The following is a 16,770-nucleotide window of genomic DNA, read 5'->3' as shown; positions in this document are numbered from 1 at the left end:
CAACCCTCCTACCCAGAAATTATTTTTTTCATCCTTTGAGTTATATCTTGGGCCTTTTCATTATCTCTTGCCATTACAAATATTGTATTGTCACCTGCTAAAGTTCCCGCTATCCCAATAAAATTTAAAGAATCAATAGCTTCTGCTGCTGCCGGTGCAGAACCTGAAATAGTTTTTACCACTACGAAATTATCTACATTTTCAACACATATAACCGTTTGACTAAATATATTTATAAGTTTATTTGACAAAACATTTTCGGTATGTGATATGGTAGCATACTTATACCTTCCATTATCAGACAATACCTTTATGAGTTTTAATTCCTTTATATCTCTTGATACAGTTGCCTGTGTCACATTCATACCACTTTTTTTAAGCCTTTCTGCAAGTTCCTCCTGAGTTTCGATGTCATTTGAATTAATAATTTCCAGTATTTTAGCATGTCTAGTTACCTTCATATATTTCACCTTCACATTCCTTTATCTTAAATGTAATTTTCTCCTTAAGCGTATTAAAATAATCATTATTATCAAATTTAATAAGTCTCCGTTTATTTTGAGATCTTCTTATTTTTATAGGTTCCAATCCGCTTACTTCCATACACTGTTGTCCGTCTATGGATAAATATACATTTTCAAATTTTTTTTCCGCTGCTATGCTTATACGTGACTTACTGTCCAGTACAATAGTTCTGGCAGTTAAAGATTGTGAATACATAGGTGTCAGACATAATACATCCAAAGATGGATGTATTATGGGGCCTCCTGCAGATAAATTATATCCAGTGGATCCTGTAGACGTACACACAATAATTCCATCTCCATTAAATGTATTGTAGAAAGTATCATTTATATAGACATCATATCTTTGTATTCTCGAACTTATTCCTTTGCACAACACCACATCATTTAATCCATCATATCTTTTAATTTCATTTCCATCATCATAACTGCACTGGAGCATATCCCTTTCTTCAACTATATATTCTTCCCTAAATAACCTGTCTAAAGCTTCTTTAACACTATTTATTTCCACCTGGGCTAAAAATCCCAGATGACCTATATTTATCCCCAATATAGGTGTATTTGATTTGAGTATATTTTTAGATGTGTTCAGTATAGTACCATCTCCGCCTAATACTATAATCACATCCAATGTATTGCACTCATTTTCGTCCAATCCAATACAGTCTTCGTATACCTTTATATTTATACCTTTATCTATATTGTGTATACTTTTTATTATAAAGTTTAGCATTTTTTTGTTTAAGTCTTTTGTTGTATTAACATTAATCCCTATATTTCTCATAGTTCCTCCCCATTGAGCCTACCATGTGATAATCCTACTACCTTAGTTATATCTTCATATTTAAATGATTCATTAAAATCCTTCTTAGTAAAATATATGAGATATTCTATATTTCCCTGTGGACCTTTTATTGGAGAGTAATCTAATGAAATTATTTTTAAGTCATTTTCTCTTAAAAAAGTTACAATACCACTTATAACTTCTATATGAGTTGACTTTTCTCTAACTACACCTTTTTTCCCTACTTTTTCTCTTCCTGCTTCAAACTGCGGCTTTATAAGTGCTACTATACTGCCATTATCTTTTAATAAATTTACAACCACCGGTATAACTTTTTTCAAGGATATAAAAGAAACATCTATACTTGCAAAATCTGAATATTCACCTATCTGCTGGGGTGTTACATATCTTATGTTAGTTCTCTCCATGCACACTACCCTTTTATCTATTCTAAGCTTCCATGCAAACTGGCCATATCCAACATCTATGGAAAACACCTTTTTAGCTCCATTTTGAAGCATACAATCAGTAAATCCACCTGTAGATGACCCTATATCCATACATATCTTATCTTTTAAATTTATATTGAATTTTTCTAGAGACTTTTGTAATTTTAATCCCCCACGACTTACAAAGGGAAGTCTTTCTCCTCTAAATTCTACATTAGAACTCTCTTTTACTTTTTGTCCACATTTATCAACTCTCTGCCCATCTACAAATATTTCTCCAGCCATAATACTAGCTCTAGCTTTTTCCCTGGAAGAAAATACACCTTTACTCACTAAAAGTACATCTAATCTCTCTTTTGATTCCGACATAATAAACTCCCTCACACCTTTAAAATGTATGACTCAATTCTACTGTTTTAAGCACATTATTTTCAATTCCTCTTGCATCCAATCCATACAATTTATATAATATATCCGTTTTCCCATGCTGTACAAATTCATCTTCAAACCCTAAATTTATTACCTTGACTTTCCTGCCTGTAGTATTTACATATTCCAATATATAAGAACCCAATCCTCCTCTTATTACATTGTCCTCAATGGTTATAATAGTGACCCCTTTTTCTATTAACTTATTGAGCATAATTTTATCAAGAGGTTTTGCAAAACAGGCACTTATAATTTTAACATCTATAGCCTTATCCTTAAGCCTTTGTGCCGCTAAAATTGCATGCTGTACCATTTTACCCTGGGCTATCAATGCTATTTTACCTTTATTTGATATGCATTCCCACTTCCCCCTACTAAAAGTTTTTAATGGCTGAAGTGGTATGGCATCTCCTCCTCTGGGATACCTTATAGCCACAGGATAATTTTGCTTTAATGCCCATTCTAACATATGAGGCAATTCACCTATACACTTAGGTGACATAATAGTCATATTTGGCATCTCAGTTAAGTATGATAGATCAAATACACCCTGATGTGTTTCTCCGTCTTCTCCTACAATTCCAGCCCTATCTACTGCAAAAACCACGGGAAGATTTTGCATGCAGACATCGTGAAGCAGCTGGTCATAAGCTCTTTGAAGAAAGGTGGAATAAACTGCAAAAACTGGTTTCAAGCCTGATCTAGCCATTCCCGCAGCCAATGTAACCGCATGCTGCTCTGCTATACCTACATCAAAAAATCTTTCTGGAAACTTTTCTGCAAATTTTTTAAGCCCTGTACCATCTCTCATTGCAGCCGTTATGGCCACTATCTTTTTATTTTTTTCTGCCAACCTACTCATTTCATTTCCAAAGGTCTTAGAGTATGTATCAATTGAAGCACCTATAAGCTCTCCGTTATCACAATTAAACGGACCTATACCGTGAAATTTACCAGGATTTTTCTCCGCAAATTCATATCCCTTTCCCTTCTTGGTTATTATGTGTATGATAACCGGATCATTCACTCTTTTAGCTGAGGTAAGAACTTCTGTAAGTTCTTTTATATTATGTCCATCTATAGGTCCCAAATACTTTATTCCCATATCTTCAAAAAACATTCCAGGAACCACCATCTGTTTTATCCCATTTTTAAGTTTCTCAAGATATTTTGCCATTCCCTCGCCGATATTTGGTATTCTCTTTAACTTACTTTCCACTTCTTCCTTAAACCTGTTATATTTCGGATCTATTCTCAGCCTATTTAAATATTTAGATACTCCTCCCACATTCTTTCCTATGGACATCTGATTATCATTTAATATTATTATAAGTTTTGTTTTCCTATATCCTACATCATTTAAAGCCTCCAGTGCCATTCCTCCTGTTAAAGCTCCATCTCCTATAACTGCAACTACATTATAATGCTTGTGGCATAGATCCCTTGCTCTTGCCATACCAAGAGCTGCAGATATTGAAGTACTGCTGTGTCCGGTTTCAAAAAAATCATATATACTCTCACATCTTTTAGGAAATCCACTTATTCCCCCAAACTGCCTTAAGGTGTCAAATTTATCTTTTCTTCCCGTGAGAATTTTATGCACATAGGCTTGATGACCTACATCCCATATAAGTTTATCATGATTCAAATCAAATACATTGAATAAACTCAATGTGAGTTCTACAACTCCCAAATTAGAAGCTAGATGTCCTCCTGTTTTAGATACCTTGTCAATTAAAAACTCTCTGATTTCACCTGCAAACTGTTCTTGCTGCTTTAAGGACATTTTTTTTATATCATTTACATCTTTATATTTATCCAATAAACTAAGCATTTTCATCTATCCTTTTTTATACAGCTTCCCTATTTTTTTAATATAGCTGTATTATAAATGTTTTACATAGCAAATTTATTTTTCTCGATTTAATAAAAACAAAGTTAAATCTTTCAGTTGGGAAGTATCCCCTTTTATCTTCTCCAGTACATCTATACATTCACTTGTAATTGAATTGCACATTTCCCTGCATTTATTCAACCCATAAGTAGTTATAAATGTAGTTTTATTGTTATTCAAATCACTTTTTATCTTTTTACCTAAAACAGCAGTATCTCCTGTTATATCCAATATATCATCCTTTATCTGAAAGGCCAATCCTAATTTTTGCCCATAATAATCCAGTTTACTTATCTCTTGTTTATCCGCAGCTGCATATACTGCTGCTGAAACTATAGAACTCCTTATAAGAGCCCCAGTTTTTTTACTATGCATATAATAAAGTTGATCTATTGGTATTTTAGTATTTTCACTTAAAATATCTACCGTCTGACCTCCTACCATTCCTTCAACACCAGCACTTTCAGAAATAATACTGCAGGCTTTTATAGAATTTTGCCCTTTTCCAATACAGTGCTTAAACATCAAATTCATGGCCTCATTTAAAAGGCCATCTCCTGCCAGTATGGCAATAGCATCGCCAAATACTTTGTGATTTGTAGCTTTACCCCTTCTTAAATCATCATTGTCCATAGCCGGCAAATCATCGTGAATTAAAGAATAAGTGTGTATCATCTCTATGGCTGATGCTATCTCCATAACTTCACTGTAATTATCTTTATAGAGTTTATAGGTTAAAAGAAACAATAGAGGCCTTATTCTCTTGCCCCCTGCATTTAAACTGTATTCCATAGCCTCATATACCCTTTTATTATAAGAACCTTTTCCTCTCATATAATTTTTCAAATATTCATCTAATTCACCCTTTAATTTTTCAATTATACTATTGGACTTCATAATAAATTCTCCCCATTCATATCATCTATTTACCACCTATTGGCATATTACTTGTGGTTAGAAAATTTCTACAGTTTACTGTCAAAATTTTCTTCCCCGCTTTCATTAAGAACTTTTATCTTACCTTCAGCTTCATTTAACATTTTATATAATTTATTACAGAGTTTTATCCCGTCTTCATAGCTCTTCATACTTTTTTCCAGGGATAACCCACCTGTATCCATTGAATTCACTATATCTTCCAATTCCAGCATCACGCTTTCATAGCTTTCCTTTTTCTTAGGCATAAATACCCTCCTTTTTAAAAGCGAACAAACTTAAATTTGCCATCTCCATCTTTCATTATAACTTTCACTTCACTTTTTTTATCCAGTTCTTCTATAGAACTTATTATATTTTTATGTTCATCCTCTATTACAGAATACCCTCTGTTTAATACATTTAACGGGTTATGTGCTGAAAGTAGGGAATTTATTTTAACAAGTCTCTCCTTTTTTTCCTGAAGCTTTGTGTCCATCTTAAAATTCAAAATCTGCCTGAGCTTATCTATGGTTTCATATTGATTTGTTATATATACCAATGGATTATAAGACTTTAAACTTTTTTTCATGAGAAACAGTTTATCTTTTTCACCATTTATTCTGTTTTCAATATACTTAGACAGCATATTCTTATAATTTAATAACCTCTGCAAAAATTGATTCATATTAAATACTGCAATTTCGGCAGCAGCAGAAGGAGTCGGTGCCCTCTTATCCGATACAAAATCTGCTATTGTATAGTCAATCTCATGTCCAACTCCCGTTATTATTGGTTTTTTTGAATTATATATAGCTTCTGCTAACTTTTCATCATTAAAACACCAAAGTTCTTCTATGGAGCCTCCTCCCCTGGCTATAATTATAAGTTCCACCTCTTCAATGGAATTTAACTCATAGATACCTTTTATTATATCTTCACTTGCATTTGCTCCTTGTACTAATGCAGGATAGATTAAAAGCTGAACTTTGTCATTCCTTCTTTTAGCAATATTTATTATATCTCTTACGGCTGCTCCCGTAGGTGAGGTAATAACCCCTATTTTTAAAGCATAGGAAGGTATTTCTTTTTTATGCTGCTCATCAAATAGTCCTTTTTCACCCAATTCAGCTTTTAACTTTTCAAAGGCCAGATATAGTTCTCCCATACCATCTGGCTTCATTTCACTGCAGTAAAGTTGATATACCCCTTCTTTTTCATAAACAGATATCCTGCCTTTAACTACAACTTTCATTCCGTCTTCAGGCAGAAAATTTAAACTTTTAACTGAGTTTTTGAACATAATACAACTTATTCTGCTGTACTCATCTTTTAAAGAAAAATACATATGTCCACTACTGTGAAGTTTAAAATTAGAAATTTCTCCTTTGATAGAACAATTGGCAAGTATAAAATCACTGTCAAATGTCTTTTTTACGTATTTATTAATATCAGATACCGTCAATGTCTTAATATACATAATATTTAACCCCTTAATGCTTTTATCCCTTACACTTTATTATCTGTCCTTTATCATATTTCCAAGTACCCCATTTATAAAAGATGCAGATTTATCCGAGGAGTACTTTTTGGCCAGTTCTATAGCTTCATTTATAGATACCTTTTCTGGTATATCATCTTCATATAAAAACTCATAAGTGCAAATCCTTAAAATTGCCACATCCACCTTAGATAATCTGTTTAATTTCCATTTTCTCAAATACTTTTCAATTTGCTCATCAAGAACATTCTTATTTTCTTCTATGCCATTTAAAACCCTTACTACATATTTTATGTCCACATCTTTTAAATCCTCGCTTTTTTCTCCATAAAACCCTTCCTGATTATCATCTATTGAATTTTCCCCTTCTCCCACAGTATTTTCTTTTAAATTCATTATAACACTGCTGGCTTCTTCCTTATTTATAGTCATTTGAAACAATAATTTCATTGTCAATTCTCTAGATTTTTTTCTATTCATGTTTTCCTCCTACTTGTATGTAGTTTATAAAAATAATTATTGTCATTTCAGATATAATTATACTTAAACTAATATGCTAGTTCAAGCTTATCAAGTAATTCTTAGGTTCGGTGGAGTTTGCCAATAAGAAATTCTTTTCGTACCGTACCTTAGAAAAGACCATCCAGGGGCGTAGCATTGCTTTATCATACCCCATTTTACAAAACTGAGGTATTAGCATCGGATAAAATAATGCACCCCCTGAATCAGAGGGTGCATTATCTATTTTATTCTTCTATGCCATCATTGCTCTCTTCTGTTTTTGGAATCATAACATTTTGCACATGTATGTTTATGGCCGAAACATCCAGGCCCGTCATAGATTCAACCGCTCTTTTTACATTCTCTTGAACCTTTAAAGCTACATCCGGAATCCTAACTCCATATTCTACTACTACATATAAATCTATAGCTGCGCTATTTTCTCCTACATTTACTTTAACGCCTTTAGATAAATTTTTTTTACCTGATAGTATTTGAGTAATTCCTCCTACAAGACTGGCACTCATTCCAACTATTCCATTTATTTCAGTAGTAGCAAGACCTGCAATTACACCTACAACTTCATCGGATATCTTCACAATACCCATATCAATTTCGTTGTTCGTATTTTCTTCCATTGTTGCACCTCCTAGATTTTTACATCATCGAAAGACTCACATTACTTATATTATAGCAAATGAATATTTTTTTTACAATTATTTATTTTATGTAATTACCTTCAAAGCCCTTTTATCCTTAATTTTTAATTCTGTTTAATTTCGATTTCCACATCTTGAATCTGGGATACACTCATAACTACATCCTTTATTACCCTTGTATCCTTGTCTGCCAATTTATCTTTTCCTTTAACTATTACCCTGGCTTTGTCATTCTCTATGGAACATATGACATCTTCATATCCCTTACTCTTCAAAGTAGTTTCTATTTTCATTTCATAATTTGTGTTCATTGCCAGTTGGGTATACTTTTTCTCAGCATCCGCACGATTTTCTTTAGATGCATTATTGTCATCTATAAGACTTTTTAAGGTTTGAAGCGTCTCAGCATTTTTTTGATCTCTGGTAAGTCTTGTTTCCTCAAAAAATTGTGACTTGGACTGAGTTTGTGTTGTCTTTTTACTATCACTGTTGTTAAGAGATATAGTACTTTTACCGCTTCCATTATCCACTCCATTTACATAATTTATAGGACTATTTAACTTTGTAGCAACAACCCCAACACAGATAATCAGTGCTAAAAGAGTCACAATAATAACAGCTTGTTTTTTATTCATTTTTAATTCCCCCTATCTACCTTCTAAAAAATTATATGCACAAAAACATATTTATATACTATTTTTTCATAGGATATACATTTACTTTATCTTCGGATATACCGAACAAATCAGTTACAGCCTTGGATATTCTAAGCTCAGTTATCTTATTTTCAGCTCCTTCAGCTACAATACACACTCCCAATACTTTGGGATTATAGGTTTTTAATATAAGTGGTTCTGACTTGCTGCCGTCATTTGTAGTAACCACTGTACTCCCATTATTTTGTTGAGTGGAATTTCTTGTGCCGCCTGTATTGTCTTTTTCTTCAGTAGTATTGGTTGAATCATTTATATTAACTGCTGGTACATGCTCCTCTCCACTTTCAAAACTTATCATAACTTCTACCTTTCCCACTCCATCTATTTGTTCTAAAGTACTTTTTAAATTTTCCTGTGTAGATTTTTCATAATTATCAGAAGAACTATCTTGTGAAGTTTGACTTTGAACTTTAGATTGTTGACTATTACTATTTTGCACATTGTCACTGCTTATATAATTGCTAGACGTATTTTTTCCATAATCCTTAAAAAGGCTAACAGCAGCAACTATAAGTATCCCTACCAGAAATACTATGGCTAAATTTACAATATTTTTTTTATCAGTATAAATTTTATGATTATTGTCCTTAATAATTTTGTTCAACCACTTTTTAAAATTCATAGATTTACCTCCTACTAAGAATTTACATGTATAATATTCTCAGATACATTTAATTCTTGGCTTAAATAAGTTTTTATCTTTAAAGCTTCTTCACTGTTTTCAGAATTCGTACTGCTTACAGAAGTAGTTTCATCACTTATATCAACTTTTTTTATCTTTTCTACAGCTCCATCTTGAACTTTTACATTTACATCTTTTATACATACCATATTATTTTTTTCATCATACTCTGCTCCTACCTTAACTTCATACTTTTCTTCAGGATACTTTTCTTTAAGATTTTTTTCACAACTGCTTTGTAAATTCATTTCAAATGCCTCTATAGTATCCGAAATATTTTTTTGTTTATAATTATTGAATTCACTGGAAGATTTTCCAGTGCCAAAATCTTTATCAAAATTTTCTATGGCCTTTTCAGTATAGCTATTTATATTGAAATCTTTATTAAATATTTTTATTATTGGATTGATAAACACTGTAATCAAAATTAATCCCAGTACAAATTTACAATATTTCTTCATACTGTTATCTGGCAGGATCATCTCCACTGCTATTACGAAAAATACAGCGGTACACACACTTATCAGCCATTCTCTTAAGGATTGAATCATACATTTTCACCTTCTTTCATATCATAACTTTTCCCGCTGATGCTAACATGGCTATCATTATAAAGAACATTACGGATACACATATTAGGCAAGCCATTACCAGTATAAGAGAATCCCCTGCAGAGTTTATACAATTTACCAATCTTCCATCACTTATAGGTTCTATCAGAGCAGCAGTAAGCTTATACAAAACTATCATAATAATCAGTTTAATTATTGGGAAAAGCAATATTACTACGATAATTACAAGTCCCAGGCTGCTCAATGCATTTTTCAATAAAAATGAATACCCTGCTACAGTAGCTATTGCATCTGAAAGACTTTTGCCCACTACTGGCACAAAATTGTCCACTGCAAATTTAGCTGTCTTTGCAGTAACTTCATCAATGCTCTTGGAAGTAATGCCCCTTACTGTCATGATACCTATGAATATGGTCATTATAATTCCCTGAGCCCACAGTGCGCATTGATTTAAAAGCTTGGTCAGTTTATCTATTTTATATTCTGAAGATAGGTTGTTTACAAACTGAAGCACAAAAGACATAGATATTATTGGTATTATAATATCCATAAATAAATTTGCACTTACAGTTATTGCACCTATTATAATTGGATCCATAACAGATGCTTCTACAAATCCACCTACGGCTGCTATTAAAGTTATAAGTACTGGTATTAGCGCTACCATGAAATCTGTCATCTCTTTTATAGTGGATCTTGCAATATCCACACCTATATAAAAGCTCTTTGCCATTATTATTATGATAAGTGAATAACAGGCAAAATATGCTATATTAGATAAGCCCTCTCCACTAAAAGCCCTTTGTAAATTTGTGAGTAGTGTACATATAAGGGCAATAATTATCAAAAGTACTAGAAGTTTCAAGCAAGCTGCTATTTCTCTAACTCCGTAGGATATCATCACATCCATGATTTTTTTTAAAGATACTTTTCCATCTCCACTTTTTATAAAATCTTTCACATAAGTTTTTGCATCCAGATCTTTCAGGAGTTCATTTTTTGTTTTCATATTTGATATATAGTCATAAAAGCTTTCTATTTGTTGTTCTTGAGCTTTGCTTTCTTGATCTTTTCCATTATCCTGCCCTGTATTTCCCATCTGAGCACTATTTTGTATATCTGTTTCCATATTACTGGTGTCAAAAGCTTGTACATTAAAGCCCACTAATAAAACCACAAATAAACCCACAAGTAAACTCACTATAATATTTTTCATATCAACACCTACATAATTTTTAAAATTGACTGTAATACAGCCATAAGTATAGGGATTGCAAGTACTAGAATCAAAATCTTACCTGCAAATTCAACTTTTGCTCCTAAATTTCCCTGCCCAGCGTCTTTGCATATTTCACTGCAGAAAGAAGCTAAATATGCAATGGCAAGTATTTTAAATACGGTATTTAAATAAACGAAATCTATATTTGCCTTAACTGCTAATTGTTGAACAAACTGAAGTATAGCCGTTATCTTTGTTATCATAAATAAAAATATCATGACTCCGGCAACTATACTTATATAGACTGCTATATCATCCCTTTTTCCTTTAAACAGCAAAACTATAAACAAAGCAGTAAAGGCAAAAGCTACTATCTTAATTATCTCCATAATTTTCTCCTAAAGTTGAAACATAGTTCTAACAGTGTTAAATAGTCTACTCACCAGATTTATCACCATCATAAGTACAATTAAAATTCCTGTCAGATTTGTTAACACTGCATAATCACCTTTGCCGCTGGCCTCTAACACTTTATTTATAAGTATGACAATTATACCTACTCCGGCTATTTTAAAAATTAAACTTATGTCCATCATTTGATTTTCTCCCCTTTTCATTTCTCTACGAAATTTATTTAAATACACATATTACCATCTAAATTGAAATTATCACTATTACGGCTCCCAATGAAAATCCAAGACATCTGTACATCTTTAAATTTTTACTCATTAAAATTTTTGAAACTTCAATTTGATTTTTTATGTTATCTAAAGTTAGCGAAAACATCCTTTTTTGTCCATCTATATCTGATTCTCCAAGTGTTTTTGATAAATCCAATACTGCATTTATATCCTCATTTTTTAAGCTTAAATTATCTCTTTTATCCTTAAACGCATATCTAAAGGCCTCATATACGTTGTCAACAGAGTTTTTCTCCAACATAGATGATATATCTTTAAGGACATCCTCAATGGGTTTCGTACTTTTTGATGCTGTATTAAGGATAGCATCCGGCAGTGGAGTATGTGTATATATTATTTCATTCTGAAGCTGATGAATGCACCTTTGTATTTCCTTTAACTGTTCCACTCTTCTTTTAAAACTTTGCCCATAAATAAATCCCATTCCAGTGGAAGCAAATATTATCATAATACAACCTAAAAGCTTCAACATTTTACCCCCTCCATACTACCGAATTGTCAGTAAAGTCATACACGTATTCTACTGTGCCAGATCCCTTCCTACTGCTCAATACTATTGCTCTCTTAAATATCTTATTTTCTACTATTTCCTTGAAAACCGGTCTGCCATACAGATCTTCTATACCATAGCCATGAATTGTGACAATTAAACTTATCCCAGAATTCAATGCTGTTAAAATACTGTCCATATCTTTATAGGTTCCAATTTCATCGCAAACTATAACATCCGGTGACATGCTTCTAATAGCCATAATTATACCCTGACTCTTAGGGCACCCATCCAATACATCAGTTCTAACTCCAACATTCATCTGAGGTACTCCATTAAAACTGGCCCCTATTTCACTTCTTTCATCTATTACACATACCTTTTTCCCAGTAAGACCTATACTCTGCATACCTCCAGAGATATTTCTTACAATGTCTCTGGCAAGAGTGGTTTTTCCGCCTTTAGGAGGTGAAATTATTATGGTATTTATTATTTCATCTCCTTTTATCAAAAACTTCATAATGGAATCCGAACACTTGATAATCTCCCTGCATATTCTAATGTTTATGGATGCAATATCTTTTATGGTTTTAACTTCACCTTTTTCAATAACACATCTTCCGCATATTCCAACTCTATGACCACCTTTAATAGTTATATATCCCTGTTTGATTTCTTCTTCAAAGGCATATATTGAATAATTGCTCATCCTCTGAATTATTATTTTTAAATCCTCTAACCTAGGTATATATCCACATACCACTTCTTTGGGCCCTAATTGAAGTATCAATGATCTATTAACTCTTATCCTTATTTCCTGCAAATGAGGTGACTTTATTAAATCTCCTATAGCAGTTTTTAAATTTTCAGGCAAAATATTTAAAATCTCTTTAGTATATATCTCTCTCATCTCCTTCCTTTATATTAATTCCTATTTTCATTTTCAAAAAATTATTCCATATAAATAAAAATAAAATAAAAATCCCATTAAAGTTAGATCACTTTAATGGGATTTTTATTTTATTTAATTTCTATCCGAAAGCTACCATTGCTAACACCCCAACTTTTGTAAAGTGGGGATGATAAGCACTGCTACAACCCTGAATTGGTTCTTATAAGGGTTGGTACTGAAATCATTCTTTGTGAGAAGGTTTCATCAAACCTAAGAATCACTTGGTTTATCACAATTAGCATGGATATCCTTAAGGGATATATTGCTGTGGCAATTCGGGCATGTTAAACTTTCCCGTTGACTCAATATATCTTTGTCTACATATACGGTATCATCACAATTCGGGCATTTAACTTCCTCAAAATTTCCTTCCATATCCTTATATGTTTCATAATTTTCATCATATAAATCATCTTGTAAATATGCTAGGTTTTCATCTATGGCATCCATATAATCTTCCGTATGTTTTTGAGCCTCAGATATATTTTCTATCTCCTCTGCCATATTCTTAAGTACATCTAAAACTTCCAAAAGAATTCTTCCCTCATTAGTATTTTTATCAATTTTTAATCCATCCATTAGCCCGCTAATATAAGATACTTTAGATTTAATGGAATCCATGATATCACTTCCTCAATGTTATTTCACTTTAGTATTTCCTAAACCCTCTCCATGTATTCTCCAGTTCTTGTATCAATTCTTATAGTTTCACCTTCATTTACAAATATAGGTACTGATACAATTGCTCCAGTTTCCATAGTAGCTGGTTTCAAAACATTAGTAGCAGTATTTCCTTTAACCCCTGGTTCAGTATGAGTTACCTGTAGTTCAACAAAATTCGGAGCTTCTACGGAAAACGCTTCTCCCTTATAAAATTTTATTATGGCAAACATATTTTCCTTTAAAAATTTTATTGCATCCTGTACTTTTTCATATTCCAATGGAATTTGTTCAAAAGTTTCCTGATCCATAAAATAATATAATTCACCATCTGAATATAAATATTGCATTTCTTTTCTTTCTATAACTGCTTCTTGCAATTTTACAGTCGGATTAAAAGTAGTATCAGTAACTGATCCTGTAATAACATTTCTAAGCTTTGTTCTTACAAATGCTGCTCCCTTTCCAGGTTTTACATGGAGAAAATCCAGTACTGTATACACTTGTCCATCTTGTTCAAAAGTAGTCCCTTTTCTTAAATCTCCTGCTGATATCATTTTATGCGTACCGTTATATAAGCTTTTGTTACTAAATTTAAGCTTATTTTCCCATTCATAGTGCCCGAAGTTTAGCAATTATAGCTATTTTTCGTTTGGTCTCACACTCCAAGGACGTAAATTCGGATGTAATTCACCCTACAACCTCAATGCTAGAAATAGCATTGAAATAACGGTTTTAACCCCTTTCTCATTCTTATTAGACCTGTTCTAATTTTTATCCAATTTTATAGAGCTTTCTATTTAACATTATATATCATTAAATATTATTTAACCATAGTAATACTACCTGTTTAATTTATACATATCAAGTTTTTAGGTGATTTTGATAAAGCTTTTCCACCATGTTCAGTTACTACAAGTAAATCTTCTATTCTCACTCCACCAAAACCCGGTATGTATATTCCAGGTTCATCACTAACTACCATGCCTGCTTCCAGTTTTCTATGATTTTTATAACCAATTACAGGTGCTTCATGAATTTCCCTACCTACTCCATGTCCAAGGCTATGTCCGAAGTTCTTTCCATATCCTTTTTTATCTATATAGTTTCTTGCAATAGCATCTACATCTATTGCAGGTACACCTGGCTTATATTCCTTTAAAGCCAATTGCTCAGCTTCTAGAACTATATTGTATATTTCCAGCATTTTTTGTGATGGCTCACCTATTACAACTGTTCTAGTCATATCAGAACAGTACTCTTTATAAATGCATCCAAAATCCAAGGTTAAAAACTCTCCCCTGTTTATTACCTTTTCTGTAGCCTGCCCATGAGGAAGACTGGATCTTACCCCTGATGCAACTATAGATGGAAAAGATAAATCACTGGCGCCTAGTTTTTTCATCTGAAATTCTAATTCCAATCCAATTTCTCTTTCCGTCATCCCGGCTTTTATAAATTTCACCATGTGCCCAAAAGCCTTATCTGCAATTGCAGCTGCATCTTCTATTAATTTTAATTCATCTTTATCTTTTACTATCCTTATTTCTTCTATCATTCCTTCCATAGGAACAAGCTGACAATCCAATTTGCTGTCATAGATCACATATTGACTGTAAGAAACTATATTTTCCTCAAATCCAAGTTTTTTAATGTTATTTTTATTTATTAAATCTGATAAAAAATCTACAAAAGAAATACCTTTACTGTATTCTAAAACTTCATAATCCTTAACTTGATCTGAAGCCTGCTCTGTAAACCTTGAATCCGTTATAAAAAAAGCCTCATCCTTTGTTATAAGTGAAAAACTCTCGTTACCTGTAAACCCACTTAAATAATTTCTGTTTGGATCTCCAATTAACAAAACTGCATCTAAGTTTTTTTTATCCATACATTTTCTTAACTTTGCAATTCTTTTTTTAAACACTACAATCCCCCCATTAATAAGGCATAACAATTTATAACCGTACCTAAAAATCCTGATACCAATACCGTAATTATTCTCTATTAAACCTAAAATCAATTTGGTTAACAACTGGAATTAGAAAACTATATATTCTACCTATAAAATTTAAAAATCTTAATAAAGCTCTACATATCACTATACTCAAACAATGTTATTTTATCAAAATTTGTGATTATTTGCAAACTCAAAATATCTATTGTGACATAAAATTAACATCTGCACTTGCTTTTATATTTTTATATTTATCCTGCTCCATTCTAATATTGTCTATACTATAAAAATTCTTCTTTTCCCTTACTTTTTTCAAAGCATTTACAATCTTAGCTTTATCCCCTGATATTTTAACATGTGCAGTTATTTTTCCTCCATTATCCCTTGCAAAGTCCAGTATTTGCACTCCCTCTATATGATTTAATTTTTGCAAAATATCACTGTAGTTTATTTCACTTTTCTTTTTTTCCTCTTCCCTTAGCTCTTTTTTTTGCAATTGAAGCGCATTATTTTTCCCATTTAAATTTTTAATAAGAGTATAATTTTCTGATAAAAAAAACATGCAGCTGCAAATTAAGAATAATATGATACCTATATATATATTATTTGCCTTCTTCACTATTACTATTCCACCTTAAATAAATTTATCTTTCTTTTTTAAATAACTTATTTTCTGCCTATTTCAACCTTAAATTAATCTCCCAAATTTTCTTTTTTTCTTCTGTAATATCCTTACATTTTAAATCTTTTATTATAAATTTATCTGACTCTTCTATTTTTTTAATTAGAGAAAAACAATCTTCCTCATCTTCCACATTAAAATTTATATCTTTATTTTGAACGTTTATGTTTTTAATATCTCTTCCCTGCCATATGTACTTATAAAAATTTAAAAAGCTCTCAAATGTAATACTTTTATAATAAACAGACTTTTCCACAAGAGTTGACTTTTTTAATTCATCAGACACATCATTGAGCTTATTTTTATTTATTACGAATATATTCCCTAGTATTAAATTTATTATTAAAAACAATATAATGGTAAATTTAAGTTTTTTATTCTTTTCTATTTTTATCTTTTCTATATACCACTGAGGTAAAAAATATAAACTTTTCATAACCAAACTACCTCTCAATTGAATATTTCCATATTTGTTTACAG

Annotated in this window: 22 protein-coding genes; all 22 read right to left on the bottom strand. The window is 31.8% G+C overall.

Annotated features, from left to right (window positions below; all coding sequences use genetic code 11):
- Positions 1–8 precede the first annotated feature (8 nt).
- Entirely contained in the window at positions 9–461 is a 453-nt protein-coding gene (locus AB8U03_RS04460) for an arginine repressor (RefSeq protein ID WP_369703350.1), read from the bottom strand.
- A complete protein-coding gene (locus tag AB8U03_RS04455) occupies positions 448–1,311 on the bottom strand; it encodes an NAD(+)/NADH kinase (RefSeq protein WP_369703349.1) in 864 nt (287 codons plus the stop codon). Before AB8U03_RS04455 ends, AB8U03_RS04460 begins: the two co-directional genes overlap by 14 nt.
- Positions 1,308–2,129 carry a TlyA family RNA methyltransferase gene (locus AB8U03_RS04450; RefSeq protein ID WP_369703348.1) on the bottom strand — a complete coding sequence of 274 codons (822 nt, stop codon included), beginning with the start codon at positions 2,127–2,129 and terminating at the stop codon, positions 1,308–1,310. The genes AB8U03_RS04455 and AB8U03_RS04450 overlap by 4 nt, the downstream gene beginning before the upstream one ends.
- A 19-nt stretch (positions 2,130–2,148) precedes the next feature.
- Positions 2,149–4,023, bottom strand: coding sequence for a 1-deoxy-D-xylulose-5-phosphate synthase (gene dxs, locus AB8U03_RS04445; RefSeq protein WP_369703347.1), 1,875 nt, complete (start codon positions 4,021–4,023; stop codon positions 2,149–2,151).
- Between the two features lie 75 nt (positions 4,024–4,098).
- On the bottom strand, positions 4,099–4,980 hold the full coding sequence (locus AB8U03_RS04440) for a polyprenyl synthetase family protein (RefSeq protein ID WP_369703346.1): 882 nt from the start codon (positions 4,978–4,980) through the stop codon (positions 4,099–4,101).
- Between the two features lie 68 nt (positions 4,981–5,048).
- A complete protein-coding gene (locus AB8U03_RS04435) occupies positions 5,049–5,267 on the bottom strand; it encodes an exodeoxyribonuclease VII small subunit (protein ID WP_369703345.1) in 219 nt (72 codons plus the stop codon).
- A 14-nt stretch (positions 5,268–5,281) separates the two neighbouring features.
- Entirely contained in the window at positions 5,282–6,478 is a 1,197-nt protein-coding gene (gene xseA, locus AB8U03_RS04430; protein WP_369703344.1) for an exodeoxyribonuclease VII large subunit, read from the bottom strand.
- Between the two features lie 39 nt (positions 6,479–6,517).
- Entirely contained in the window at positions 6,518–6,979 is a 462-nt protein-coding gene (nusB, locus tag AB8U03_RS04425) for a transcription antitermination factor NusB (protein WP_369703343.1), read from the bottom strand.
- Positions 6,980–7,245: 266 nt separating this feature from the next.
- Positions 7,246–7,638, bottom strand: a complete 393-nt coding sequence (locus tag AB8U03_RS04420; protein ID WP_369703342.1) for an Asp23/Gls24 family envelope stress response protein — start codon at positions 7,636–7,638, stop codon at positions 7,246–7,248.
- A gap of 125 nt (positions 7,639–7,763) precedes the next feature.
- Positions 7,764–8,294, bottom strand: a complete 531-nt coding sequence (locus AB8U03_RS04415; protein ID WP_369703341.1) for a SpoIIIAH-like family protein — start codon at positions 8,292–8,294, stop codon at positions 7,764–7,766.
- Between the two features lie 58 nt (positions 8,295–8,352).
- Positions 8,353–8,997: a stage III sporulation protein AG gene (spoIIIAG, locus tag AB8U03_RS04410; RefSeq protein ID WP_369703340.1), complete on the bottom strand. Its 645-nt coding sequence runs from the start codon at positions 8,995–8,997 to the stop codon at positions 8,353–8,355.
- A gap of 14 nt (positions 8,998–9,011) precedes the next feature.
- Positions 9,012–9,608, bottom strand: a complete 597-nt coding sequence (gene spoIIIAF / locus AB8U03_RS04405; protein ID WP_369703339.1) for a stage III sporulation protein AF — start codon at positions 9,606–9,608, stop codon at positions 9,012–9,014.
- A 16-nt stretch (positions 9,609–9,624) separates the two neighbouring features.
- A complete protein-coding gene (gene spoIIIAE, locus AB8U03_RS04400; RefSeq protein WP_369703338.1) occupies positions 9,625–10,845 on the bottom strand; it encodes a stage III sporulation protein AE in 1,221 nt (406 codons plus the stop codon).
- Between the two features lie 8 nt (positions 10,846–10,853).
- Entirely contained in the window at positions 10,854–11,237 is a 384-nt protein-coding gene (spoIIIAD, locus tag AB8U03_RS04395) for a stage III sporulation protein AD (RefSeq protein ID WP_369703337.1), read from the bottom strand.
- 9 nt (positions 11,238–11,246) lie between these two features.
- Positions 11,247–11,444, bottom strand: a complete 198-nt coding sequence (gene spoIIIAC / locus AB8U03_RS04390) for a stage III sporulation protein AC (protein ID WP_294181305.1) — start codon at positions 11,442–11,444, stop codon at positions 11,247–11,249.
- Positions 11,445–11,502: 58 nt separating this feature from the next.
- Entirely contained in the window at positions 11,503–12,021 is a 519-nt protein-coding gene (gene spoIIIAB / locus AB8U03_RS04385; RefSeq protein ID WP_369703336.1) for a stage III sporulation protein SpoIIIAB, read from the bottom strand.
- A 1-nt stretch (position 12,022) separates the two neighbouring features.
- Entirely contained in the window at positions 12,023–12,940 is a 918-nt protein-coding gene (spoIIIAA, locus tag AB8U03_RS04380; protein WP_369703550.1) for a stage III sporulation protein AA, read from the bottom strand.
- Positions 12,941–13,201: 261 nt separating this feature from the next.
- Positions 13,202–13,612 (bottom strand): CD1247 N-terminal domain-containing protein, encoded by a 411-nt coding sequence (locus AB8U03_RS04375; protein ID WP_369703335.1) that lies wholly within the window; start codon positions 13,610–13,612, stop codon positions 13,202–13,204.
- Positions 13,613–13,650: 38 nt separating this feature from the next.
- The gene (gene efp, locus AB8U03_RS04370) at positions 13,651–14,208 is read right to left on the bottom strand and encodes an elongation factor P (protein ID WP_369703334.1); all 558 of its coding nucleotides are present in this window, start codon (positions 14,206–14,208) and stop codon (positions 13,651–13,653) included.
- Positions 14,209–14,501: 293 nt separating this feature from the next.
- Positions 14,502–15,578, bottom strand: a complete 1,077-nt coding sequence (locus AB8U03_RS04365) for a M24 family metallopeptidase (protein ID WP_369703333.1) — start codon at positions 15,576–15,578, stop codon at positions 14,502–14,504.
- Positions 15,579–15,810: 232 nt separating this feature from the next.
- Positions 15,811–16,227 carry a hypothetical protein gene (locus AB8U03_RS04360; RefSeq protein ID WP_369703332.1) on the bottom strand — a complete coding sequence of 139 codons (417 nt, stop codon included), beginning with the start codon at positions 16,225–16,227 and terminating at the stop codon, positions 15,811–15,813.
- 58 nt (positions 16,228–16,285) lie between these two features.
- A complete protein-coding gene (locus tag AB8U03_RS04355; RefSeq protein ID WP_369703331.1) occupies positions 16,286–16,726 on the bottom strand; it encodes a hypothetical protein in 441 nt (146 codons plus the stop codon).
- Between the last annotated feature and the right edge of the window lie 44 nt (positions 16,727–16,770).

The sequence above is a fragment of the Clostridium moutaii genome (assembly GCF_041205085.1).
GTDB lineage: Bacteria > Bacillota > Clostridia > Clostridiales > Clostridiaceae > Clostridium_B > Clostridium_B moutaii.
Note: the sequence above shows the minus strand (reverse complement) of the source record. Positions and strands in the feature narration are given on the sequence as shown.